The sequence below is a fragment of the Pseudomonas gingeri genome (genome assembly GCF_013386165.1).
Lineage (GTDB): Bacteria > Pseudomonadota > Gammaproteobacteria > Pseudomonadales > Pseudomonadaceae > Aquipseudomonas > Aquipseudomonas gingeri_C.
Window position 1 is genome coordinate 661,679 of sequence record NZ_JACAOS010000001.1, and the last position, 22,536, is coordinate 684,214.

Below are 22,536 nucleotides of genomic sequence, written 5' to 3' on the forward strand. Positions count from 1 at the left end.
ATATCGAGAATTATTGCTATTTGTCTTGTTTGAAATAATCCGCTCGCCGGCAAGCCTCAAACCTCGGGGTTGACCTGCAATTGCGGATTGCCCAGCGGATGGCTCTTGGCATCGAAAAACCGCAGCGTCACCTCCCGGCCCTCGAACAACTGGCTGAAGTGGCGCTTCTGATGCTGGATAAACGCCTGGCTGCGCGGGTAGATCGAAATCGCCAGGGTCTTGATCCGTGCATCCAGCAGGGCCTGGACGATGTGTCGGTCCTGCGCGCCGAGGTTGTGGCCGAAGATGCACAGGGCGCCCTGGTGTCCGGCCAACTGTCCGTAGCAGTAGGACAGGTAATCCGAATGACGGATCGCCTTGAGCTTGTCCTGCGCATTCCCTTCGCTGACGAACAACGGTACATCGCCCAGGGTATTGATGGCGAAACTGCCCAGCAGGGTGCTTTCCGAAGAAGTCAGCTTGCGCGTGCTGCCATCGAGGTTTTTCACCAGGTGCAGGCCGCCGTGCAGGTACAGGACGCGGGTGCCGCGGGCATCGGTGTCGCCCAGGTCGAAGGTCGAGTCGTCAGTGTGGAACAGGTCGTCGAAGCGTTCGGGCGCCCGCATGATCGCCCAGTAGGTGAGCAGGTCGTAGTTGGTCGAGTAAAGAGTGTGATAGCGACTCAACTCGGCATTGATCTGCGCCAGGCTCTCGGCCTGCACCCGGTTCCAGGGGATATGCACCGAACGTATCGCATGGATCAGCGCCTCCTTGACCGCGAAGTAGCGGTTACGTGGCGACGACGAACTGATGGTCAGCGCCGCGTTGACCCGGATGGTGCTCTTCAGGGCACTGAGCACTTGCTCGAAGTTACTGGTTTCCAGTGCCTTGAACACTGCCAGTTCGCTCAGTCCCAGCGGGCGGTTGCGGGTGGTCTGGGCTTTTTCGAACAGCGAATCGTAGGCGAACCCCTGCCACATCGCCCGGCTGGCACCGTTGCCGATCAACAGGCCGCTGCACGGAATTTCGGCACGCAGGGCGCTCCAGTCTTCCAACGTCGTATCAAATGCCTGGAGTTCCATCGTTGCCATTCGTCGGTTGCCAAATCTAAAGGGGATCAACGGCGAACTTTAACACGGGGTTTGTTGCGTCATTCCCTCATTCCATAGGCTACGATTTTTTCACGGATCATCTTTTACGGTGATATCGTAATGACATCTCTTTTGGGTATTTTTTCCAGTGCAACGGAATGCCGCATAAAGGGTGATCGATATGTCAGTCCGAAACCTGAAAATAGCCACACGCGCTTTTCTGAGTTTTGCTTTTGTCACACTGCTGTTGATTGCCCTGGGCGTTCTGGCGTTATGGAAAATGCATCTGATTCGCGAAGCGGCGGTCGATCTTCAGGATAACTGGATGGCCAGCCTGCGACAGGCCGGGCGGATCGAGTTGACCGTCTATCGGATACGTCTGGAGAGCTTTCGGTTGGTCTCGGCCACCGATGCCCAGCTGAAACAGACCGAAGCCGTCCGTATCCAGGAGCTCAAGGGTACACTCGACCAGCAGATCAAGGCCTATGGGCCGATGGTCTCGAGCCCTGAGGAACAAAAGGTCTACGAGGCGCTGCAGAGCAACGCCATCCGCTACGAGCAGAAGCTCGCCGAGGCATTGCAGATCGCCAGCGATAAGGGCACCGAAGCGGCGCTTGTCCTGCTTAATGGGGTGATTCCGCCCTTGGTCACTGAGCTGCAAGCCAGCATCGAGACGCTGGAAAAGATCAATGACGAGGGTGCCGTGCAGTCCGGCATCATGGCCCAGCAGCAGTTCGATGGTGGTTTTTACCTGACCATCGCGATCATCGTTATTTCTTGCTTCTTGACCGTAATGCTGGCGGTTATCTTTACCCGCAGCCTGACCGAGCCGCTGCGGGCCTTGCTCGGCTCGACCCGGAAAATCGCCGAGGGTGATCTGCGCAACGAGATCCGCGTGGACGGCAAGGACGAATTGGCGCAGTTGCAGGTCTCGACCGCGGCCATGCAGACCAACCTGAAAAATACCCTCCGGCATATCAGCAATTCCTCCGCGCAACTGGCGTCGGCCGCGGAAGAAATGAGCGCGGTGACCGACGAGTCCAATCGCGGGATCCAACGCCAGAGCCTGGAGACCGACCAGGCCGCCACGGCGGTCAATGAAATGACCGCCGCTGTCGAGGAAGTGGCGCGTAATGCGGTGTCGGCGTCGCAGTCGACCCAGCGTTCCGAGCGTTCGACCCGCACCGGGGCTGACCGCGTGCATCAGACGATTACCTCGATTGAAACCCTGAGTTCGACGGTCAAGGCCACGGGGCAGGAAGTCGAGTCCCTGGCGCAACAGGCGCAGAACATCAGCAAGGTGCTGGATGTGATTCGCGCCATCGCCGAACAGACCAACCTGCTGGCGCTCAATGCCGCCATCGAGGCCGCCCGGGCCGGCGAACAAGGTCGCGGCTTTGCCGTGGTCGCCGATGAAGTTCGAGCGTTGGCGCATCGTACCCAGGTCTCGACCCAGGAAATCGAACAGATGATCGGCGCGATCCAGGCCGGTACCGGGCAGGCCGTGGTCTCGATGCGGCGCAGCAACGAAGAGGCCGACAAGACCTTGCTGATTGCCCATGAAGCCGGTTCGGCCTTGTCCGAAATTGCCCAGGCCATCAGTGAGATCAACGATCGTAACCTGATGATTGCGACCGCTTCCGAGGAGCAGGCCCAGGTCGCCCGGTCGGTGGACCAGAACCTCATCAGTATTCGTGATCTTTCGATTCAAAGTTCATCGGCGGCGAGCCAGACCCTGACCGCCAGTCATGAACTGTCCAAGCTGGCGGTGGAGCTGAACAAGGTGGTCACGCAGTTCTCGATCTGAGGCGCTAGCCCTTGGCTCTCTTATTTGACGCATCCGTTCGGAGACGTGACATGGACCCGGATATCTGCAAAGGCTGTATCAAGATCGAGGTGGCCCAGCTGGCCATTGGCATGCAGATCGAAGCGCTGGATCGGCCATGGGAGGAAACCACCTTTTCCTTTCGTGAGTTCCGCATACGCCGCGAGGAGGAACTGCGGCTGCTGCGCGAGAACTGCGAGTATGTCTGGGTGGATATCGCCAGTGCGTCTGGACGCCAGGCGCCGCCAGTCGAAACCCCCGCTGAATGTGCGGCGCTCGCCGAGCCGGTCGACTTCAATGTGGAAATGGCCCAGGCCGAGCGGGCCTGGGGCTCGGCCCGAGCGCAGTCCTGGCGTATTCTCGAGGCTGTCGAACTGGGCGAGGCGATTCAGGTCGGGGCGGTGAAAGCCGTGGTCAAGGACTGCGTCGATAGCATCCTGCGCAACCCCTCGGCCTTGCTCTGGCTGACCCGGATCAAATTTCAGGACGATTACACCGCCGAGCATTCGCTGCGGGTGGCGATGCTCTCCATTGCCCTGGGTCGCGAGCTGGGGTTGCCGGCTGCGGAGCTGGAGGAGATCGGGGTCGGCGCCATGCTCCATGATGTCGGCAAGCTCAAGGTGCCCGGTGAAATCCTGAACAAACCGACGGCCTTGTCGGAGCAGGAATACGCCATCATGAAAAGCCATCCCATGGAGGGCTATACCTTGCTCGTCAGCCAATCCGGCGTGCCGTTGGCGGCGCTCGATGTGGCGCTGTCGCACCATGAGCGTATTGACGGGACGGGTTATCCCCAGGGGTTGAGTGCCGAGGCGATTCCGCTTTATGCGCGGATCGTTGCAGTGACCGACGCCTATGACGCCATCAGCAGTGACCGGGTCTACAGCAAGGGCCGTTCGACTCTCGAATCCTTGCGTATTCTGTTCAAGGCCGCCAACAGCCATTTCGATGAACAGATCGTCAGTGCGTTCATTCGCATGATTGGCCTGTACCCCAGCGGCGAAATCGTCGAGATGACCAACGAGGAAGTGGCGATCATCCTGGGCGCCCCGACGTGCAATCGGCTCAAGCCGCGCCTGTTGCGGGTGCTCGGGGCGGACAAGCGGCGCTGTCTGGAGAAGGTCATCGATCTGGCCGGCAATACGTTCGATGCCATGGGCCGCCCTTATGCGATTCGTCAGGTCTGCTCGTCCGGGGCCTTTGGCGTGGATATCGAGTCTTATCGCCGACGCGGGTTGATCCAGATAAACGGCGGCTGACGAGCGGCACTCCGGATCCGGGATTTCCTTGAGCCAGGTCAAGGTAGGTGGCAGGTCTTCGACTGAAGCTGGTGGGAGTCTGTCAGCTAAAGGAAGGCCTACCGTGAGCAGCACATTTTTCATTCCCGCCGTGAATATCATGGGCATTGATTGCCTGGACGAAGCCATGACTGCGATTCGCAAGCAGGGCTTTCGCAAAGCGCTGATCGTTACCGACGCGGGACTGGCCAAGGCCGGCGTTGCCGCCCGGATCTCCGGCCTGCTGGCGATGCAGGACATCGACTCGGTGCTGTTCGATGGCGCCAAGCCGAACCCGAGCATCGACAACGTCGAGAAGGGGCTGGTGGCACTCAAGGCCGGTCAGTGCGATTTCATCGTGTCCCTCGGTGGTGGCTCACCCCATGACTGCGCCAAGGGCATCGCCCTGTGCGCCACCAATGGCGGGCATATCCGTGACTACGAAGGCGTCGACCGCTCGGCCAAGCCGCAACTGCCGCTGGTGGCCATCAACACCACCGCCGGCACCGCCAGCGAGATGACCCGGTTCTGCATCATCACCGACGAATCGCGCCATGTGAAAATGGCGATCGTCGACCGTAACGTCACGCCGTTGCTGTCGGTCAACGACCCGGGGCTGATGGTTGCCATGCCCAAGGGCCTGACGGCAGCCACCGGCATGGATGCCCTGACCCATGCCATCGAGGCCTATGTGTCCACGGCCGCGACGCCGATCACCGACGCTTGTGGGATCAAGGCCATTGAGCTGATCAGCGCCAACCTGCGCCAGGCGGTGAATGACGGCGCCGACCTGCAGGCCCGGGAAAACATGGCCTACGCGCAGTTCCTCGCGGGCATGGCGTTCAACAATGCCTCGCTGGGCTTCGTGCATGCCATGGCGCACCAATTGGGCGGTTTCTACGACCTGCCCCATGGTGTGTGCAATGCGGTGCTGTTGCCCCATGTGCAGAGTTTCAACGCACTGGTGTGCCCGCAACGGCTGAGTGATGTGGCCAAGGCGCTAGGTGTCGACATCCAGGCTATGAGTGCCGAGGAGGGCGCCCAGGCAGCCATTACGGCGATTCGCAGTTTGGCCAGGGATGTCGAGATTCCGGCCGGTTTGCGGGAGTTGGGCGCCAAGTTGCAGGATATTCCGATCCTCGCGACCAATGCCTTGAAGGACGCTTGCGGCCTGACCAACCCACGGGCGGCGGATCAGCGGCAGATCGAAGAGATCTTCCGCAACGCGTTCTGACCCCCATCATCCGTCATGTAGGAGCGAGCTTGCTCGCGATGGCGGCGGTGTGGCTTGCATCGTCATCGTCATCGTCATCGTCATCGTCATCGTCATCGTCAGCAGTCGAGCGTCGACCGGCTGCTCCTACAACGGTCTGCTCTTGCAAATAAGCGCTCGCACGGGTTTAATTGAGTGGTCACTCATTTATAGGTTGAGCGCTGTTCCCCATGGCCCATCCCAAAAACGAAGACAAACGCAACTAACTACGCTTAAAGCTTTGTTTTTTAAATGAGTGAGTAGTCACTCAATATCAATCTCAGCAACGGCAAGGAGTACAAGCATGTCTAAAGTCTGGTTGATTACCGGCAGTGCCAGCGGTCTGGGTCGCAATATCGCCGAGGCGGTGTTGGCGGCGGGGGAGCGCCTGGTGGCGACGGCGCGTGAGCCGCAGCGTCTGGATGATCTGGTGGCGCGTTATGGCGATCAGGTGCGGGTGGTGGCCCTGGATGTCACGGACGCCGCAGCGGCTGAGGTGGCGGTGAAGGTGGCGGTTGATACCTTCGGTCGGCTCGATGTGTTGGTCAACAATGCCGGTTACGGCCATCTCGCGCCTTTCGAGCAGACTGAGGCCGAGGCGTTTCGCGCCGAGGTCGAGACCAATTTCTTCGGTGTGGTCAACGTGACCCGTGCGGCCTTGCCGGTCATGCGTGGGCAACGTAGCGGGCACATCCTGCAGATATCCTCCGTAGGCGGGCGTTTCGGCATGCCGGGGCTCAGCGCCTACCAGTCGGCGAAATGGGCGGTGGGTGGTTTTACCGAGGTCGTGGCCCAGGAAGTGGCGCCGCTGGGGATCAAGGTCTGTGCGATTGAGCCTGGCGGCATGCGGACCAACTGGGCAGTACGGGCGGGTGGGGATTCGACGCCCATCATCGACGACTATGCGCCGAGCGTCGGCCTGGTCAAAACCATGCTGGCTGCCTACGCTGGCAATGAGCCAAGCGATCCTGATCGTATTGCGCAGATCGTGCTCAAGCTGGCCTATCACGAGCAACTGCCGCTCCACCTGTTGATCGGCAACGATGCGTTGCACTACCTGGGACAGGCCGAGACGGCACGTGCCGAGGCGGCCGAGCGTTGGCTGCCGGTCAGTCGCGCTGCTGACTACAGTGCGTCGGTCGAGCTGCCAGCGTTTCCTACCCATTGAGAGGTCGTTCATGAACGTTCTGTTGTTTGGTGCCACCGGCATGGTTGGCCAAGGGGTATTGCGTGAGTGCCTGCTGGCGAACGATGTGCAGCAGGTCAGGGTCATTGGCCGTACGCCGGTGACCCAGGTCAATGGGAAACTCAGCCAGGTGGTGCACGCCGACCTGTTCAACTACCAGGGCATCGAGGCCGAGTTGCAGGGCTTCGATGCCTGCTTCTTCTGCCTGGGGATTTCGGTGGTGGGCCTGGATGAGGCGCAGTACACCCGGGTGACCTATGACCTGACGCTGGCTGCGGCCGAGACCTTGTCGCGACTCAACCCGAACATGACCTTTGTCTATGTCACGGGGGCGGGCACCGACAGCAGTGAGAAGGGTCGCAGCATGTGGGCGCGGGTCAAGGGGCGCACCGAGAATGCCTTGCAGCGACTGCCGTTCAAGGCGGTGTACCTGATGCGTCCCGGTGCGATCCAGCCGTTGCACGGCGTGCGTTCCAAAACGCCGCTCTACCAGGCGGTCTACAGCCTGGCCGGGCCGCTGATGAGTCTGTTACGTCGGCTGTGGCCGGACACCATCCAGACCACTGAAACCGTTGGCTTGGCGATGCTGGCAGTGGCCAGAAACGGTGGACCGCAGCCGATCCTCGATCCCCGGGCGATCAATCAGCTGGCTTCACGGGGTTGAGGGCTGGCTGGACCATGGCGGCTGTGCGTGGGGCGTCTTCGGACGCGCTGGGTTCCTGGAGTCCCGGTCTGCTAACCCGCGTACAGTCGCCACCCACCTCGTTTAGCAGCGATGGATGGCGATTCCACTACCCCAGGAGGACGTCATGTTCAAAGCTACGCCCAATCTACCTGCCTCGGCAGATCTGAAATTCGACGCAGCCGTCGAGCTGGCGCGCAAGCGTGTGGATGACACCTTGCAGGGCTGGCCCGTATCCAGCCTTTGAGCTGAACGAGCATCACCACAACATCTCGTCGAGCCCAGTCACCCTGTAGGAGCGAGCTTGCTCGCGATGGCGATGGTGAGTTCAGTACCGCTATCGCGAGCAAGCTCGCTCCTACAGGGGGCAGTGCTTCACTGAACCACCGTGCCGGTACTTCCTGCTACATCCTGGTTGTTCCAAGGCAATAAAAAAGGCGGCCCGGATCATCCGGGCCGCCTTTATGCCTACAACAAAAGCCCTTACTGCACTTCCACCGCCAGGCTGTCGCTGATCTTCTTCTGCCAGATCGCGGGACCGGTGATGTGCACCGATTCGCCCTTGGCATCAACGGCGACTGTCACCGGCATGTCCTTGACCTCGAACTCGTAGATCGCTTCCATGCCCAGTTCGGCAAAGGCGACGACCTTGGATTTCTTGATCGCCTGGGCCACCAGGTAGGCAGCGCCACCCACGGCCATCAGGTACACGGCCTTGTAGTCCTTGATCGCTTCGATGGCGGTCGGGCCGCGCTCGGATTTGCCGATCATGCCCAGCAAACCGGTCTGATCGAGGATCTGCCGGGTGAACTTGTCCATCCGCGTTGCGGTGGTCGGACCGGCTGGCCCCACCACTTCTTCACGCACCGGATCGACCGGGCCGACGTAGTAGATAAAACGACCCTTGAGGTCCACCGGCAAGGTTTCACCCTTGTTCAGCATTTCCACCATGCGTTTGTGCGCAGCATCGCGACCGGTGAGCATCTTGCCGTTGAGCAGGACGGTTTCGCCCGGCTTCCAGCTCTGCACGTCTTCCGGGGTCAGGGTGTCGAGGTTGACGCGACGGGCCGACGGGCCTGCTTCCCAGACGATTTCCGGGTAGGCGTCCAGAGGCGGCGCTTCCAGTGAGGCCGGGCCGGAACCGTCGAGCACGAAGTGCGCGTGACGGGTGGCGGCGCAGTTGGGGATCATGCACACCGGCAGGGACGCCGCGTGAGTCGGGTAATCCATGATCTTCACGTCGAGCACGGTGGTCAGGCCGCCCAGGCCCTGGGCACCGATGCCCAGCTGGTTGACCTTCTCGAACAGCTCCAGACGCATTTCTTCAATGCGGTTGGACGGGCCACGCTTCTTCAGCTCGTGGATGTCGATGGATTCCATCAACACTTCCTTGGCCATGACCGCGGCTTTCTCGGCGGTGCCGCCGATGCCGATGCCCAGCATGCCCGGCGGGCACCAGCCGGCACCCATGGTCGGGACCGTCTTCAGGACCCAGTCGACGATCGAGTCGGATGGGTTGAGCATGGCCATCTTCGATTTGTTCTCGGAGCCGCCGCCCTTGGCCGCCACGTCCACTTCCACGGTGTTACCCGGGACGATGGAGTAGTGGATGACCGCCGGGGTGTTGTCCTTGGTGTTTTTCCGTGCGCCTGCCGGGTCGGCCAGGATCGAAGCACGCAGGACGTTTTCCGGCAGGTTGTAGGCGCGACGCACGCCTTCGTTGATCATGTCGTCCAGGCCCATGGTGGCACCGTCCCAGCGCACATCCATGCCCACACGCACGAACACGGTGACAATACCGGTGTCCTGGCAGATCGGCCGGTGGCCGGTGGCGCACATGCGCGAGTTGATCAGAATCTGGGCCATGGAGTCACGGGCTGCCGGCGACTCTTCCCGCAGGTAGGCCTCGTGCATGGCCTGGATGAAGTCCACGGGATGGTAATAGGAAATGAACTGCAGGGCGTCGGCAACGCTCTGTATCAGGTCGTCTTGCTTGATCACGGTCATGGGTCGCGCTCCTCTATAAGACGGGAACATGGAAATAAGGTGTTTGCGACCTGTTTGTATCTGGTCTGTCGGAAACATCTTTTGAGACGCGCCGGGCACGCATGGCCGGCACAAAATGAGGCGCAGCAGTATAACCCGCCCGCCAGTCCGGCACATCCGTCAGTCGTCAAACCAAGGTCGCAGAGGGGTCGGCACTCTTCTTGCCTTCTCATGCAGATGAAACTGTACGAGCTGCAAAAAATTGAATAGTTATTTTTGATCCAGATCACTAGAGTGGCAAGTGGCCTGTACGGGAAGGAAACCCCTTGAGCCCTCAGCGCACAGTGAGTCAAAGATTGACCCATAAAGCCATACAGAGTCTGTTACGCAAACGCTTTGCCCTGGCTGCCGGTACCTATCTGCTGGTGCTGTCGCTGTTATGGGTAGCGATTTTGACCGATCACTATGAGGCCAGCGTAACGACGGGCCTGGTCGGCAGTGGCCTGGTGATTCTCAGTCAGGGCGTACTCGGCTGGCTGTTTATCAGTGGCCGCAACCGGCTTTTTCACGATCCCAGCCTGACCGAGCTGCAAGTGCTCTTGGGATTGGCCTGGCAAACCTACCTGATGGCCAACCTCGAAGAGGCCCGCGGCACGTTCCTGGTGTTTTATCCGCTGGTATTGCTGTTCGGCATGTTTCATCTGCCGCGACGCAAGTTCGTGCGCTGTGCGGCCCTGGTGTTCTTTACGTTTGCCGCGCTGAATCTCTGGGAAGGTTATCACTTCCAGTTGCCTGACCCGGGACTGGCACTGCTGCAGGTCTGCGTGCTGTTTGTTGTGCTGCTGTGGCTGTGTCTCTACGCCAGCTACGTGCAGGCCTCCCGTCAGCGTATGCGCCAGCGGCGCTTTGCGTTGCAGGCCCACCAGGACACCCTGCGCGGGATGATGCGCCAGTTGGAAGACCTGGTGGCGACCGATGAACTGACCGGGCTGTTCAATCGACGGCATTTCCTGCGGCTGGCTTCCCGTGAGCTGGAGCTGATGGACGCAGACGTGGTCCATGGCCTGGCCTTGATCGACCTCGATCATTTCAAGCGGATCAACGATATGCATGGGCATGCTGCCGGCGACCAGGTCTTGCAGGCGTTTGCCGCCGTGGCCATGGCCTGTGTGCGCGACGGCGATGTGCTGGCACGCTATGGTGGAGAAGAATTCGTGTTGCTGTTGCCCAATGCCGACCCCGATCGCCTGACCTCCTGTTGTGAACGCTTGCGCCAGGCCTTTACCCAGGTGGAACTGATGGGGATGGCGGTGAGCAACTTGAGCCTGTCGGTGGGCATGACGCTGGTCGGGGTGGAGGACGACCTAGACGATGCCTTGCAGCGTGCCGACCAGGCGTTGTATCGCGCCAAGCGCGACGGCCGTAATCGTTGTTGTGCGGCTTGGGAATACACCGATGCCTGAGCTGCGGGTTGGCGAGCGGGAGTGGTCGGTGGCGCTCGGCAGCAACCTGCTCGATGCCCTGAACCAGGCGGGCGTGGCGGTGCCCTACAGTTGCCGGGCGGGCAGTTGCCATGCCTGCCTGGTGCGTTGCGTGCAGGGCGAGCCGCAGGACAACCAACCGCAAGCCTTGGCCTTCGCCCAGCGCGAGCGTGGCTGGCGGCTGGCTTGCCAGTGCCAGGTGCATGAAAACCTCCAGGTTGAAGTCTTTGATCCGCGTCGTGACGGTCTGTCGGCCGCAGTGGCTGAGCTTGAGTGGCTGAGCCCGACGGTCCTGCGCCTGCGCCTGCTGCCCGAACGTCCCTTGCGTTACCGGGCCGGCCAGCATCTGGTGCTCTGGACGGAGCAGGGGGTGGCCCGGCCATATTCGTTGGCCAGTCTGCCCGAGGAAGACCGCTACCTGGAGTTCCACCTCGATTGTCGCCAACCGGGTGCGTTCAGCGACGCGGCCCGCCGGCTCCAGGTCGGCGCGCCGATTCGCCTGGGCGAACTGCGCGGCGGGGCCTTGCATTACGACCCGGACTGGCATGCCCGGCCGCTCTGGCTGCTGGCGGCCGGTACGGGGCTGGCGCCGTTATGGGGGGTGTTGCGCGAGGCGTTGCGCCAGGGCCATGAAGGACCGATCCGCCTGGTTCACCTGGCCCATGACGCCAGCGAGCATTACCTGGCACCGGCGCTGAACGAACTGGCCGCGCAGTTCCCCAACCTGAACGTCGACTACGTGATCGGGGCCGAACTGCCGGACTTTCTGGCCAAACTGCGCCTTGTCTCCCGGCAAACTCTGGCTCTACTCTGTGGGGCCCCAGAGAGTGTCGAGGCGTTGGCGAAACGCCTTTACCTGTCCGGGCTGCCGCGCAATCAACTGTTGGCCGATGTGTTCGTGCCGCACGCCTGAGCGCTTGGTCCACAACAAGAGAACAGCCATGACTGACGCGATTGTGCTGGAGCGCGAAGGCAGCTTGCTGACCCTGCGCCTGAACCGTGCCGATAAAAAAAATGCCCTGACCCGCGCCATGTATAGCCAGTTGGGCCAGGCGTTGCAGCAGGCGGACGTGGACCCGACGATCAGGGCCGTGTTGATTTGCGGTAGCGCCGAGTGTTTCACCAGCGGCAACGATATTGCTGATTTTCTCGAGGATCCACCCCGGAGTCTCGACAACCCGGTGTTCCATTTCATGCGCCGCCTGCTCGACTGCCGCAAGCCTGTTGTGGCGGCGGTGGCCGGTCCGGCCGTGGGCATCGGCACGACCCTGCTGCTGCACTGCGACCTGGTGTATGTCAGTGCCGATGCGCGTCTGCGGATGCCATTCGTCAACCTGGGTTTGTGCCCCGAGTTCGGTTCCAGCCTGATTCTGCCGCGCTTGCTCGGTCCGACCAAGGCGGCGGAGTTGCTGTTGCTGGGGGAAGGTTTCAGCGGTGAGCAGGCGGTCGCCTGGGGGCTGGCAACGGCGGCGTTACCGAGTGGCGCCGAGGCGTTGGCCAAGGCCCGGGAGGTGGCACTGCGCTTCGAACAGCTGGCGCCCGAGGCGGTGCAGATCAGCAAGGAACTGATGAGGGCCCCGGGGCGTGAGCAACTACGCCAAGTGGTCGAGGCCGAGGGCGAGTTGTTTATTCAGCGACTGTGCTCGCCTGAGGCGATAGCTGCGCTGTCGGGGTTTCTGAGCAAGCGTTGATGGTGGGGTCAATGTGGCCCCGGCGATTTTGCCAGACGCCTTGGGTGCATCAGGCTGGCATAGGCGGTTGTGACCGAAACCCAGCTCAGCGCCAGTGCGCCGACCAGGATACTGTTCTTCTGGTTGCGCAGGATACCCAGTTCGTCGGCATGGGCAAAATAGGTCAGTGAACCCAGTGCGATGGCAGCGACCAAGCTCGAAGAGGCGGTGATGAGGATCACCGCATGGGTCAGTTCGGCTGCCTGCCGATGGTAGAGAGAACGCCCCAGATAGCAGGCAATGAGAATCAGGCTGCCGAGAATCGAGCAGTTGGTCTGGTCCAGTGGCATAACAACCCTTCCTTGGGTATTCGCGGTATCAAACCGTGGAGGCTGCCCGGAATCCTGCAAGGGCACCGAGTAGCGCACCCACCAGTGCGCTTCCCGTGTCGGGGAAAAGCATGTTGGCCAGGCAGGCACCACCCAGCGTCGCGCCGATCATGTTGATATCCATCAGGCAACTGAAGGGGTTGCGGGTCGCGGGATGACGGCTTTGATCATTCATGGAGTACTCCTCGTCGGCATGTGCCAAACGTTCAGAGGGACATGCTAATCCTTGAGGAGATCCATGGGGTGTGAGTACAGGGAAAACAGAAAAAGCCTACAAAGGCTTGTTGGATCGCTTTTTTCAGGCATGAAAAAAAGCCTCGCAGCGATCAGCTACGAGGCTTTGGGTATTGCCTGAGCGAACTCAGACCAGTGGGTCGCCCACGTGCAGGATCTTCATGCCGTTGGTGCCACCGATGGTGTGGTAGCTGTCGCCCTTGGTCAGGATGACCCAGTCGCCTTGCTCGACCACGCCGCGCTTGAGCAACTCGTCCACGGCAGCCTGGCTGACTTGCTCAGGCGGCAGCGAAGCCGGGTCGAACGGCACGGTGTAGACACCACGGAACATCGCCGCGCGGGCCTGGGTTTCACGGTGCGGGGAGAACGCGTAGATCGGTACCGAGGAACGAATCCGCGACATGATCAACGGCGTGTAGCCGCTTTCGGTCAGGGCGATGATCGCCTTGACGCCCGGGAAGTGGTTGGCGGTGTACATGGCCGCCAGCGCAATGCTCTGGTCACAGCTTTCGAAGACCTTGCCGATACGGTGGCTGGAGGTCTTGCTGGTCGGGTGCTTTTCGGCGCCGACGCAGATACGCGCCATGGCTTGCACCGCTTCCAGCGGGTAGGCACCGGCAGCACTTTCGGCCGAGAGCATCACGGCGTCGGTGTAGTCCAGTACGGCGTTGGCTACGTCGGACACTTCGGCGCGGGTCGGCATCGGGTTGAGGATCATCGACTCCATCATCTGGGTCGCGACGATCACTGCCTTGTTGTGGCGGCGTGCATGCAGAATGATTTTCTTCTGGATGCCCACCAGTTCGGCGTCGCCAATTTCCACACCGAGGTCACCACGGGCAACCATCACCGCGTCGCTGGCCATGATCAGGCCGTCGAGGGTTTCGTCGTCCGCCACGGCTTCGGCGCGCTCGATCTTCGCCACCAGCCAGGCAGTGCCGCCGGCCTCGTCGCGCAGTTTACGGGCGTATTCCATGTCGGCAGCGTCGCGTGGGAAGGATACGGCGAGGTAGTCCACTTCCATTTCGGCGGCGAGCTTGATGTCGGCCTTGTCTTTTTCGGTCAGGGCCGGGGCGGTCAGGCCGCCACCGCGACGGTTGATGCCTTTGTGGTCCGACAGCGGGCCACCGATCAACACCACGCAGTGCAGCTCGGTTTCGGTCGCGGTTTCAACGCGCATCACCACACGACCGTCGTCGAGCAGCAGTTCGTCGTCGACGCCGCAATCCTTGACCAGGTCCGGGTAGTCGATACCCACGACCTGCTGGTTGCCCTCGGTCAGCGGATGGCTGGTGGAGAAGGTGAAGTGATCACCGACCTTGAGTTCGATACGTTTGTTGGCGAACTTGGCAATACGGATCTTCGGGCCCTGCAGGTCACCCAGCAGCGCGACGAAGCGCCCGTGCTTGGCCGCGAGGTCGCGTACCAGCTTGGCACGAGCCTTGTGCTCGTCGGGAGTACCGTGGGAGAAGTTCAGACGGGCAACGTCCAGGCCAGCCAGGATCAGCTGTTCGAGAACTTCCGGCGAGTTGCTGGCCGGGCCCAGTGTGGCGACGATTTTAGTACGACGAGCGGACATGCAGAGACTCCTGAGTTCAAGCGCAGCGAGAGGCTACTATGCTCCTCTGCTGTAGTCATTGTTCATTTGCACTACTTTTCAGCGAATGATTTTTTTCGAATAGGTTGTTTGGCGAACACTCTGGAGATTTTCGCCATCGGGTCGATACACTAGCAAGAACAGGAGACCCCCCATGCGAATTTTGCTCGTTTTAGCCCTGGCGACCAGTGTGGTCGGTTGCACCCGCTGGTCGATGGATAGCCATCTGAACAATGCCTATCGTTCCTATGATCTCGGCAACTGCGACGACGTCATGCTGCAGTTGTCCAAGGTCGATCGTGAGAGCCGCACCCGGCCCTACATCCAGCCGGAAGTGTCGATGCTGCGCGGTCAGTGCCTGGAGCGCCAGAAGCTGTTCGTCGATGCGGTACAGACGTATCAGTTCATCCTCGCCCAGTACCCTTACAGCGAATACGCGTATCGCGCACGGGCGCGCCTGGAAACCCTGCGTCAGTTAGGGCACGCTGATGGCGCTGTGCCTGCTCAGCCGAGCCCTGCGCCTTTGTAATGATGCATACAATATTATTGGCTGGCTCTCTGCCAGCTTTGCGCTAATATTCGGGTGTATGGTTTCAGTTTTATCAATTCGTTTGAGTTGAGAGCCATGGCTCGGTAGAGGTTTTGCGATAGAGCGGTTTGCTGCTATCGCGCCGAGACCAAGGGAGAGCAGCGCCGTTCGTCTGCTCCGAAGCATTAGCGCGGCCATGCTGAATGGCCTATACAGCGATTATTGCCATGTCTACTGAACGTCGAATCGAGCGGCATCAACTGCCTTATTTCCTGCAAGTGTTCAATCGCTACACCGGCAAGCCCATCGGCTACCTTGGGAATGTCTGCGAAGAGGGGCTGATGTTGATCAGTCAGCTACCCTTGCTGGTCGAGGCCGAGTTCGAGTTGCAACTGAAGCTTCCGCTCCATGATGGGAGCTTGCAATTGATCGACCTGACCGGTCGCTGTCTGTGGTGCCATGAAGAGACGTCACCGGGTTATTACGACTCGGGGTTCAAGCTGTCGGAGTCATCCCCGGAGTATCTGCAACTGGTGGCAGCGTTGCAGCACTACTTCAGCTTTCATCCGTTGGAGGCTTCCGCTTAGCGCGGGGGCTTGAAGGGGCCGGGTTCCTCTATAGGGTCCCGGCTCGTTTCCAACTCAGGTAGCGGCTGACCAGATCGGCACCCAGTTCGCTCGGACGGGCGTCGAGCACCGGTACGCCATGAGCGGCCAGCCGTTCATGAAGGGTCGCCCGGGCATTCAGATAATCGACGGTGCCGCAGTAGGCCAGGGCTTCGGGCAGGGTCTGCACCGGCGTCTGGCGCAACTGGTCGAGCACTTCCTCCCTCAGGCTGGCTACCAGCACCCGGTGTTGGCGGCCCAGGCGCTTGACCGCAGTCAGCAGCGCTTCATCGTCGTCATCGCGCAGATTGGTCACCAGCACCACCAGGGCCCGACGTTTCTGCCGGGCCAGCAACTGGCTGGCCGCGGCCTGGTAGTCCGCCGGGCGCTGGGTGCTGTTCAGGTCATAGACACTGTTGAGCAGCACGTTGAGTTGCCCCTGGCCCTTGACCGGGGCGAGAAAGCGCGGCTGCTCGCCGGCAAAGGTGCACAGGCCGACCGCGTCGCCCTGGCGCAAGGCCACGTAGCTGAGCAACAGGCAGGCGTTGAGGGCGTGATCGAAGTGCGCCAGCTCACCGTCCTGGCTACGCATCCGCCGTCCGCAATCGAGCAGGAAGACGATCTGCTGGTCGCGCTCATCCTGATATTCCCGGGCGATCGGCGTGCGCTGCCGGGCGGTGGCCTTCCAGTCGATCTGGCGCAGGCTGTCGCCTTCGCGAAACTCGCGCAACTGGTTGAACTCCAGGCCCAGGCCACGACGCTGGCGCTGGCGCACGCCGAGTTGGCTGAGCCAGTTGTCGACGGCCAGGAGCTGGGCGCCATACAGGCGGGCGAAGTCCGGGTAGACGCGGGTGGCATCGGCCAACTCCAGGTAGCGTCGTTCGGACCACAGGCCCAACGGGCTGGGCAGGCTGACTTCACAACGCTCGTAGCGAAAATGGCCACGGCTCAAGGGCCGTACGCGATAGCTCAGCTCGCTGCCTTCGCCCGGTTGCAACGTGATGGCTTGGGGCAGGTTGGCGAACGCCAGGCCTGCTGGGACGTGATCGAAGCATTGCACCCGCAGCGGCGCGGGGTGATCGTGGCTGAGCTCGATCCGCACCTCTCCCCAGCGGCCCAGGGCCAGGCTGCCGGGCAGCTTGCGCTGGAGGCGCGGCGAGGGCAGGCGCCTCAGTCGGGCGCCGTCGAGCAGGCTCAACAGCAGCAGGGCCAGGAGCAGGCCCCAGGTAATCGAGCCGAGGCGTTCGGGCAGTTCGATGCCCAGGGCTCTGAGGGTGCCCAGCAGAATGCCCAGCCCGAGCAGGACGCCGAGCCAGATCAACAGCAGCCGTGAAGGTCTCATGGACGCGGGGGCCTCACTGGCGCGGCGCCGGGATCTGGTCGAGCAGTTGCTTGAGCACCTGGTCCACCGACAGCCCTTCTATATCCAGTTCGGGCGCGATCCGCACCCGATGCCGCAGCACGGCCAGGGCGCAGCCCTTGATATCGTCCGGGATCACGAATTCGCCGCCGCGCAACAGGGCCCGGGCGCGGGCGCCGCGAACCAGGGCGATGGACGCCCGCGGCCCGGCACCGAGGGTCAGGCCCGGCCAACTGCGGGTGGCCCGGGCCAGGCGCACGGCGTAGTCGAGGACCTGCTCGTCCAGCGGCAATTCGCTGGCGATCCGTTGCAAGGCCAGCACGTCCTTGGCCTGCAACAGGGTCCGTAGGGGTTGGACTTCGAGCATGTCGGCCTTGGTCGAGCGGGTCACCTGGCGGACCATGTCCAGTTCCTGCTGGGCATCGGGGTAGTCCATGCGCAGCTTGAGCATGAAGCGGTCCAGCTCGGCCTCGGGCAGCGGGTAGGTGCCTTCCTGTTCGATCGGGTTCTGGGTGGCGAGCACCATGAACGGTTGGGCGATGGGCAGGGCGCGGCCTTCGAGGGTGACCTGGCGTTCCTGCATGGCTTCGAGCAGCGCCGCCTGGGTTTTCGCCGGGGCGCGGTTGATCTCATCCGCCAGCAGCAGGTGGGTGAACAATGGCCCCTTGCGCAGCTTGAACTGTTCGGTCTGCAGGTCGTAGACCGCATGGCCGGTGACATCGCTGGGCATCAGGTCGGGGGTGAACTGGATACGCGCGAAGTCGCCGCCGAAGCAGCGCGCCAGGGCTCGCACCAGCAGGGTCTTGCCCAGCCCGGGGACGCCTTCGAGCAGCACGTGACCGCCGGCAATCAGTGCGGTGAGCACATCGTCGATCACTCTGTCCTGGCCGATCAGCACTTTTTGCAGTTCGTGGCGCACCGCCTGGGCCAGTTGGCTGGCGCGGTGCCGCTGCTGCTGGGCATGGGCCTCGGCGTCGACCGGGCTGGTCGGTTCGGCTTGTTGTTCGCTCATAGGGCATTCCTGAGAGTTTGCAGGTGGGCGACCTGGCGACTGAAGTCGACGCTGGAAAGGCGCTGCTTCGGTCGCGGGCGCAAGGCCTGGCTGATGGCGCTGGTGGGTTGGCGGGTCAGGCGCGCGAGCACCTGCCATTGTTCGGCAACGCCGAGTCGTTCGAAACCTTGGTGACGTTTGCGGGCCCGGCGCAGGATGTCCTGTTGCAGGGCCTGGAGCAGGGCTTGATGGCCGCTGCGGCGCAGCAGGAAGTCGGCGCTGGCCCGCAGGTGCTCCTGCAATTGTCGGCGCGCCCGGGAGGCCGGGGCCTGCAATGGCCCCTGGCGCAGGCCGACATGCCATAACCACAGGCCGACAAGGGCGGCGAGGGCGACCAGGGCCTGGGGGAAGTAGCGCCACAATAGTTCCAGCAGGTTGTCGTGCTCGGTGTTGAACAGCAGGGTCACGTCGCTGTCCTGGGCCAGGTACCAGAGCAGCCAGGCGTTGTCGTAGCGGCCGATGGCGGGGTTGGTCCAGAGGTCGGCGTCGGTCAGCACCGTGACCGTGCCGGCGCCGTAGTTCAGTTGCATCAGGTGGGTGGACGTGGCGCTGCTGGCCCAGGATTGCGCCAGGTTCTTCGGGTCGGACAAGTGGAACGCGGTGTCGAAACTGAAGTAGGCCGGGGCATCCTCGTCTTCCAGGTACATGCGGGTCAGCAGCGGGTAATGCTCGTCTTCCGGTTCCGGGCCGTCACCCTTGAGGTCCTTGCTCAGGAGTTGGTGCAATTGCACCCGGTCGAGCAGCAGGTCGCCACTGCTGCCGGTCTTGGGATTCCACAGGGCCTCGGCGACGAACAGCAGTCGCCCACCGGCCCGGGCCCAATTGAGCAGTTGGTCGGCCTGGCGCGGGGTCATGTTCGAGCGCTCCCCCAGCAGCATCAGGTTCCGCCCGCGTGGGTCGAGGCCGGGGAGGATGTCCAGGCTGTTGGCATGGGTGACCTTCAGGCCACGCTGGCGCAGGAACTGTTCGGCAGCCAGGTAAGGGTTGGCCTGGGCCTCGGGCGAGGGGCCGTGATCGATGACTTCGGTGTAGGGGGTGGCCTTGTGATAGAGGTAGAGGCCGCCCCCTGCGAGCACCGCCAGCAGTGCCAGACCGATCAGCCAGGACAGGCGCCGGCTCATTGGGTGACTCCCGGACCGAACAACTGTCGCCAGCTTGCGCACAGCGCCTGTTGTTGAGGGGGCGTCGGCAGGCGATGACCGTAGGCGAGGTTCTGCCAGTGGCGGGTCAGTTCCTGGCTGAAGGCCTGGAGGTCCGGTTTCGGCAACTGGGCGAGCCGTTCCAGGACCTGGCCCTCGGTGTCGGCACTTTTCAAGGGCAGTTGGTAGTCATGCAACAGGCGACTGAGCAGGCCACGGTAGAGCAGGCTCATGGCTTCGCGCGGCTGCTGGGGCCAGAGGGCCTCGGCGCTGGCGGCGATATCGTCGGGCAAGCTGTCGAGGTCCAGCGCCAGGCCGAACAGTTGCGGTGTGGCGCTCGGCGCGGGTTTGAACTGTGGCTTCGGGCGCCGGCCGACTAAGGTCTGCAAGTCATTCCGATAACGCCAGGCCAACCAGGCCAGCAACCCGAACAGAGCGGCCCAGAGCAGAATCTCCAGGACTTGGGCGAGTCTGCCCGCGATACGGCTGTCGAAGCGCTCCAGCAGCGCCTTCAGCCAGCCGGAAGACATTTTGTCACTGGCCTTGGCGGAGGCTTCGCCCAATCGCCAGCGGGTGACGGTTTCCGGGTTCTTGAACGGCGGCGCCTGCAACTGCGCCTTGATCGCGTCCTGGGAGGCCTGGCTGGTCAGCGGTTGCTTGAGCAGCCGTGGCGTGTTCGGCGCGGGCGGCTCGGCAGCCATGACCGGTGGCGCGAAGGGCACTGACAACAGGCCGACGCCGAGCAACAGCGCGGCAACCACCGGTAGCAGGCGCTGGCGCAACTGGCGGAAAATAAGCTCTATGTCCCAGGCTTCGAGCACGGTCCTGCGATTGAGGTAGAGGCTGAAGCCGCAGGCGACATAAACCGGTTCCCAGAGGACCAGGATCAGCGCATAGAAAGCGTTGCTCAGGTGTTCCAGCCAGAGCCATTCATGCTGGGCGGCGAAGAGCAATTTCTGCCAGTGCCAGTCGATGTCGATCTGCCGCGGCAACAATAGATAGAACACCGCCATCAGGCCGATCCACAGGACATATTCCAGGTGTGTACCGATCAGCGTCAGCCAGCGCGCTCCGCTCAGGCTCTGCGGCAAGAGCACCCGCAGCCGCTGCTGGCGGGCCTGGCCGTCGAGGCCTTCAAGTTGTTGCACTGGCAAGGTGAAGCTGCGGCTCAGGCTCAGCCGGCGCCAGGTCAGGCTTGCCAGCAATTGCGGCTTGAGCAGGCGCGGCCAGGCGCTGAGCGCCTGTTTCAAGGTCGGGGTATCGCCGAACAGGGCCGTGGACAGGATGTACAGCGGCAAACGCTCGAACGCCGGTTTCAGCCACCAGAACAGCAACAGGGCAATGGAGGGGTGTTCCCAGAGCAGCAGGCTCAGGAGGGCGAAGATCGGCAAGGTCACGAGGGCCCAGGAGCCCATCAGCACACCGCGATGTTGCTGGACCAGCAGCACGCCGAGGTCCATGGCTTCCCAGGTGCTGCGGGGGCGAATGGCGACGCTGGCGTCAGTCAGGCGCATGCTTGCCCCGTCCGGCCAATAGCAGATAGGCGCCCACCAGCAGCCAGAGTCCCGCGCCCACGGTGTATTTGATCCGTGGTGCGAGGTGGCTCATGGAGGACCAGTAGGCTTCGATAAAGGCGGCGATCAGCAGGAACAGGATCACCCCGCCGACCATCTGGATGCTTTTCTGCGCGTTCAGGCGCAGGGCCTCGCCACGGGGCAAGCGCCCCGGCGCCACCAGCGCCCAGCCCAGTTGCAGGCCGGCCGCCCCGGACAGGACGATGGCGGTGAGTTCGAAGGCGCCGTGGCCGATGACAAAGGACCAGAAGGTTTGTCCGTAGCCGATCTGGGTCAGATGACCGGCCACCGCGCCGATCGTCAAACCGTTGAACAGCAGGAAGAACAGGCTGCCCAGGCCGAACAGCAGGCCACCGGCGAAGGTCTGAAAGGCAATGCCGATATTGTTCATGATGTAGTAGCCGAACATCACCCAGTTTTCGCTGGAGGCCCGCGCGACGGTGCGTCCCAGGCGGCTGGCGGCGGGGTCGTACATGGCCTGCATGTCGGCGACCTGCTGCGGGCTGACGATGCTGTAGACCAGGTCTGGAAAAAGGTAGATCAGCACGCCGGTCAGGCCCAGGCTGGCGAAGAACAACACGCCGGCAACCAGGACGAATGGCCATTGCTCACGCACCAGGCGTGGGAAACCGGCGAAGACGAAACCCAGCGCTGAGGCACCAAGGTGGCTGCGGTGCCGATAGAGCTGCTGGTGCCCGCGCAAGGCCAGCTGTTGCAGGGCATCGACCAGATGACTGCTGTAGCCGCGCTCCTGGGTCAGGGCCAGTTGTTGGCAAAGGCGCCGGTAATGGGCGGGGAACTCCCGCAGATCGGTGGCTTTCGCCCTGCCGCGTTCCATCTGCTCGAGCCATTGGGCAAAACGTTGCCACTCGGGCTGATGGCGGCTTTCAAAGAGGCTCTGTTTCATAGTGGGCCCAACAAGCCGTGGGCGATGCCGTTCAATTCAGTGGCAGCCCGGGATGCCGGTACGCCCAGGGGCGTCGTCAACAGCGCCGCGAGCTCCTGGGTGCGCTCGGCGCTGAGATCGCCCTGGCGTTCGGCGAAACTCAAGACGGCGCGTTGTTCCGCCAGGTGCAGGACGAAAGGCGCGGCGCGGGGTGTCGCCTGGGGCAGGCTGGGGCGCAGCAGTGCCTGTTCGCGATAGACCACCAGGGTGCCACCGGCCAGGTCGCCGAGGCGCTTGAAGGTCGGGTGTTGCAGGCAACTGATCGCGCCGAGAAAATAGCCGAAGGGCAGCATATCGACAAAACGCAGCAGGTTGCGGGTCAGGGAGGCAGGCCAACCGATCGGCGTGCCGTCGTCATGGACCACCCGCAGGCCCATTATCTGCTTGCCCGGCGAGCGTCCCTGATTCAGCACTTCGAACAGCACCATGTACCACCAACTGACGAGGAACAGCACGATCGAGCCGAGACCCAGCCCCAGTTTGCCCAGTAGCATCAAACCGCTCAGCAGGGCACCGAGCAGCACACCGCGCACGCCCAGGTCGATGGCGAACGCAACGGCTCGCACGGGCAGGCCGGCTGGACGCAGGGGCAGGTCGATACCTTCCGGGGTTTCGACGCGGTAGTGGGTGTCCAGGGGTGTTTGCAGCGCAGTCTTCCTTTTCGGTGCTGAAGTCGACGGCAG

Annotated in this window: 21 protein-coding genes; 10 read left to right on the forward strand and 11 right to left on the reverse strand. The window is 62.4% G+C overall.

The features are described 5' to 3' along the window. Window positions 1-56: 56 nt before the first annotated feature. Complete coding sequence (locus HX866_RS02935; protein WP_177137960.1) at window positions 57-1,061, reverse strand: DUF4917 family protein; 1,005 nt, start codon at window positions 1,059-1,061, stop codon at window positions 57-59. A 190-nt stretch (window positions 1,062-1,251) separates the two neighbouring features. On the opposite strand from HX866_RS02935, the gene HX866_RS35015 reads away from it, so the two are divergent. The 5 genes from HX866_RS35015 (at window position 1,252) to HX866_RS02960 (ending at window position 7,274) form a co-directional block, all read left to right on the forward strand. Beyond that, the gene (locus HX866_RS35015; protein WP_177137962.1) at window positions 1,252-2,877 is read left to right on the forward strand and encodes a methyl-accepting chemotaxis protein; all 1,626 of its coding nucleotides are present in this window, start codon (window positions 1,252-1,254) and stop codon (window positions 2,875-2,877) included. Between the two features lie 50 nt (window positions 2,878-2,927). After that, window positions 2,928-4,154, forward strand: a complete 1,227-nt coding sequence (locus HX866_RS02945) for an HD-GYP domain-containing protein (protein WP_177092804.1) — start codon at window positions 2,928-2,930, stop codon at window positions 4,152-4,154. 103 nt (window positions 4,155-4,257) lie between these two features. Next, complete coding sequence (yiaY, locus tag HX866_RS02950) at window positions 4,258-5,406, forward strand: L-threonine dehydrogenase (protein WP_177137963.1); 1,149 nt, start codon at window positions 4,258-4,260, stop codon at window positions 5,404-5,406. Between the two features lie 322 nt (window positions 5,407-5,728). Continuing rightward, window positions 5,729-6,592, forward strand: a complete 864-nt coding sequence (locus tag HX866_RS02955) for an oxidoreductase (RefSeq protein ID WP_177137964.1) — start codon at window positions 5,729-5,731, stop codon at window positions 6,590-6,592. 10 nt (window positions 6,593-6,602) lie between these two features. Then, on the forward strand, window positions 6,603-7,274 hold the full coding sequence (locus HX866_RS02960) for an NAD(P)H-binding protein (RefSeq protein WP_177124008.1): 672 nt from the start codon (window positions 6,603-6,605) through the stop codon (window positions 7,272-7,274). 501 nt (window positions 7,275-7,775) lie between these two features. On the opposite strand, the gene HX866_RS02965 is transcribed toward HX866_RS02960, so the two are convergent. Continuing rightward, window positions 7,776-9,299 carry a fumarate hydratase gene (locus HX866_RS02965; protein WP_177092800.1) on the reverse strand — a complete coding sequence of 508 codons (1,524 nt, stop codon included), beginning with the start codon at window positions 9,297-9,299 and terminating at the stop codon, window positions 7,776-7,778. A gap of 335 nt (window positions 9,300-9,634) precedes the next feature. Here HX866_RS02965 and HX866_RS02970 point away from each other — a divergent pair, with 335 nt between their 5' ends. From HX866_RS02970 to HX866_RS02980, 3 genes are read left to right on the forward strand one after another with little or no spacing between them, the layout of a single operon-like run. After that, window positions 9,635-10,741, forward strand: a complete 1,107-nt coding sequence (locus HX866_RS02970) for a GGDEF domain-containing protein (RefSeq protein ID WP_177092799.1) — start codon at window positions 9,635-9,637, stop codon at window positions 10,739-10,741. Then, window positions 10,734-11,672, forward strand: coding sequence for an iron-sulfur-binding ferredoxin reductase (locus HX866_RS02975; protein WP_177137965.1), 939 nt, complete (start codon window positions 10,734-10,736; stop codon window positions 11,670-11,672). Before HX866_RS02970 ends, HX866_RS02975 begins: the two co-directional genes overlap by 8 nt. Before the next feature lie 28 nt (window positions 11,673-11,700). Then, window positions 11,701-12,450, forward strand: a complete 750-nt coding sequence (locus HX866_RS02980; protein WP_177092797.1) for an enoyl-CoA hydratase-related protein — start codon at window positions 11,701-11,703, stop codon at window positions 12,448-12,450. An 8-nt stretch (window positions 12,451-12,458) separates the two neighbouring features. On the opposite strand, the gene HX866_RS02985 is transcribed toward HX866_RS02980, so the two are convergent. From HX866_RS02985 to pyk, 3 genes are all read right to left on the reverse strand, one after another. Then, window positions 12,459-12,779: a hypothetical protein gene (locus HX866_RS02985; RefSeq protein ID WP_177137966.1), complete on the reverse strand. Its 321-nt coding sequence runs from the start codon at window positions 12,777-12,779 to the stop codon at window positions 12,459-12,461. Between the two features lie 28 nt (window positions 12,780-12,807). Next, window positions 12,808-12,993 carry a hypothetical protein gene (locus HX866_RS02990; protein WP_177124009.1) on the reverse strand — a complete coding sequence of 62 codons (186 nt, stop codon included), beginning with the start codon at window positions 12,991-12,993 and terminating at the stop codon, window positions 12,808-12,810. Between the two features lie 186 nt (window positions 12,994-13,179). Then, a complete protein-coding gene (gene pyk / locus HX866_RS02995) occupies window positions 13,180-14,631 on the reverse strand; it encodes a pyruvate kinase (RefSeq protein WP_177092794.1) in 1,452 nt (483 codons plus the stop codon). Window positions 14,632-14,803: 172 nt separating this feature from the next. Between pyk and HX866_RS03000 the strand changes: the two genes are divergently transcribed. Further along, the gene (locus HX866_RS03000; RefSeq protein WP_177092793.1) at window positions 14,804-15,178 is read left to right on the forward strand and encodes a tetratricopeptide repeat protein; all 375 of its coding nucleotides are present in this window, start codon (window positions 14,804-14,806) and stop codon (window positions 15,176-15,178) included. Between the two features lie 227 nt (window positions 15,179-15,405). Continuing rightward, window positions 15,406-15,765: a PilZ domain-containing protein gene (locus tag HX866_RS03005; protein WP_177092792.1), complete on the forward strand. Its 360-nt coding sequence runs from the start codon at window positions 15,406-15,408 to the stop codon at window positions 15,763-15,765. Between the two features lie 28 nt (window positions 15,766-15,793). Here HX866_RS03005 and HX866_RS03010 read toward each other — a convergent pair whose 3' ends face one another. Genes HX866_RS03010 through HX866_RS03035 form a run of 6 tightly spaced genes read right to left on the reverse strand, consistent with a single transcriptional unit; the run spans window position 15,794 to window position 22,536 of the window. Next, complete coding sequence (locus HX866_RS03010; RefSeq protein ID WP_177137967.1) at window positions 15,794-17,125, reverse strand: DUF58 domain-containing protein; 1,332 nt, start codon at window positions 17,123-17,125, stop codon at window positions 15,794-15,796. A gap of 13 nt (window positions 17,126-17,138) precedes the next feature. After that, window positions 17,139-18,155 (reverse strand): AAA family ATPase, encoded by a 1,017-nt coding sequence (locus tag HX866_RS03015; protein WP_177099799.1) that lies wholly within the window; start codon window positions 18,153-18,155, stop codon window positions 17,139-17,141. Continuing rightward, window positions 18,152-19,315: a DUF4350 domain-containing protein gene (locus tag HX866_RS03020; RefSeq protein ID WP_177137968.1), complete on the reverse strand. Its 1,164-nt coding sequence runs from the start codon at window positions 19,313-19,315 to the stop codon at window positions 18,152-18,154. Before HX866_RS03020 ends, HX866_RS03015 begins: the two co-directional genes overlap by 4 nt. After that, window positions 19,312-20,847, reverse strand: a complete 1,536-nt coding sequence (locus HX866_RS03025) for a DUF4129 domain-containing protein (RefSeq protein WP_177099803.1) — start codon at window positions 20,845-20,847, stop codon at window positions 19,312-19,314. Before HX866_RS03025 ends, HX866_RS03020 begins: the two co-directional genes overlap by 4 nt. Beyond that, complete coding sequence (locus HX866_RS03030) at window positions 20,834-21,814, reverse strand: stage II sporulation protein M (RefSeq protein WP_177099805.1); 981 nt, start codon at window positions 21,812-21,814, stop codon at window positions 20,834-20,836. The genes HX866_RS03025 and HX866_RS03030 overlap by 14 nt, the downstream gene beginning before the upstream one ends. Continuing rightward, window positions 21,811-22,536: an RDD family protein gene (locus HX866_RS03035; RefSeq protein WP_177138073.1), complete on the reverse strand. Its 726-nt coding sequence runs from the start codon at window positions 22,534-22,536 to the stop codon at window positions 21,811-21,813. Before HX866_RS03035 ends, HX866_RS03030 begins: the two co-directional genes overlap by 4 nt.

What these genes read in the sequence shown, in the direction of transcription:
- HX866_RS02935 (WP_177137960.1), bottom strand. Translation starts at nt 1,061, where the DNA reads ATGGAACTCCAGGCATTTGATACGACGTTGGAAGACTGGAGCGCCCTG.
- HX866_RS35015 (WP_177137962.1), top strand. Translation starts at nt 1,252, where the DNA reads ATGTCAGTCCGAAACCTGAAAATAGCCACACGCGCTTTTCTGAGTTTT.
- HX866_RS02945 (WP_177092804.1), top strand. Translation starts at nt 2,928, where the DNA reads ATGGACCCGGATATCTGCAAAGGCTGTATCAAGATCGAGGTGGCCCAG.
- HX866_RS02955 (WP_177137964.1), top strand. Translation starts at nt 5,729, where the DNA reads ATGTCTAAAGTCTGGTTGATTACCGGCAGTGCCAGCGGTCTGGGTCGC.
- HX866_RS02960 (WP_177124008.1), top strand. Translation starts at nt 6,603, where the DNA reads ATGAACGTTCTGTTGTTTGGTGCCACCGGCATGGTTGGCCAAGGGGTA.
- HX866_RS02965 (WP_177092800.1), bottom strand. Translation starts at nt 9,299, where the DNA reads ATGACCGTGATCAAGCAAGACGACCTGATACAGAGCGTTGCCGACGCC.
- HX866_RS02975 (WP_177137965.1), top strand. Translation starts at nt 10,734, where the DNA reads ATGCCTGAGCTGCGGGTTGGCGAGCGGGAGTGGTCGGTGGCGCTCGGC.
- HX866_RS02980 (WP_177092797.1), top strand. Translation starts at nt 11,701, where the DNA reads ATGACTGACGCGATTGTGCTGGAGCGCGAAGGCAGCTTGCTGACCCTG.
- HX866_RS02985 (WP_177137966.1), bottom strand. Translation starts at nt 12,779, where the DNA reads ATGCCACTGGACCAGACCAACTGCTCGATTCTCGGCAGCCTGATTCTC.
- HX866_RS02990 (WP_177124009.1), bottom strand. Translation starts at nt 12,993, where the DNA reads ATGAATGATCAAAGCCGTCATCCCGCGACCCGCAACCCCTTCAGTTGC.
- pyk (WP_177092794.1), bottom strand. Translation starts at nt 14,631, where the DNA reads ATGTCCGCTCGTCGTACTAAAATCGTCGCCACACTGGGCCCGGCCAGC.
- HX866_RS03000 (WP_177092793.1), top strand. Translation starts at nt 14,804, where the DNA reads ATGCGAATTTTGCTCGTTTTAGCCCTGGCGACCAGTGTGGTCGGTTGC.
- HX866_RS03005 (WP_177092792.1), top strand. Translation starts at nt 15,406, where the DNA reads ATGTCTACTGAACGTCGAATCGAGCGGCATCAACTGCCTTATTTCCTG.
- HX866_RS03010 (WP_177137967.1), bottom strand. Translation starts at nt 17,125, where the DNA reads ATGAGACCTTCACGGCTGCTGTTGATCTGGCTCGGCGTCCTGCTCGGG.
- HX866_RS03015 (WP_177099799.1), bottom strand. Translation starts at nt 18,155, where the DNA reads ATGAGCGAACAACAAGCCGAACCGACCAGCCCGGTCGACGCCGAGGCC.
- HX866_RS03020 (WP_177137968.1), bottom strand. Translation starts at nt 19,315, where the DNA reads ATGAGCCGGCGCCTGTCCTGGCTGATCGGTCTGGCACTGCTGGCGGTG.
- HX866_RS03025 (WP_177099803.1), bottom strand. Translation starts at nt 20,847, where the DNA reads ATGCGCCTGACTGACGCCAGCGTCGCCATTCGCCCCCGCAGCACCTGG.
- HX866_RS03030 (WP_177099805.1), bottom strand. Translation starts at nt 21,814, where the DNA reads ATGAAACAGAGCCTCTTTGAAAGCCGCCATCAGCCCGAGTGGCAACGT.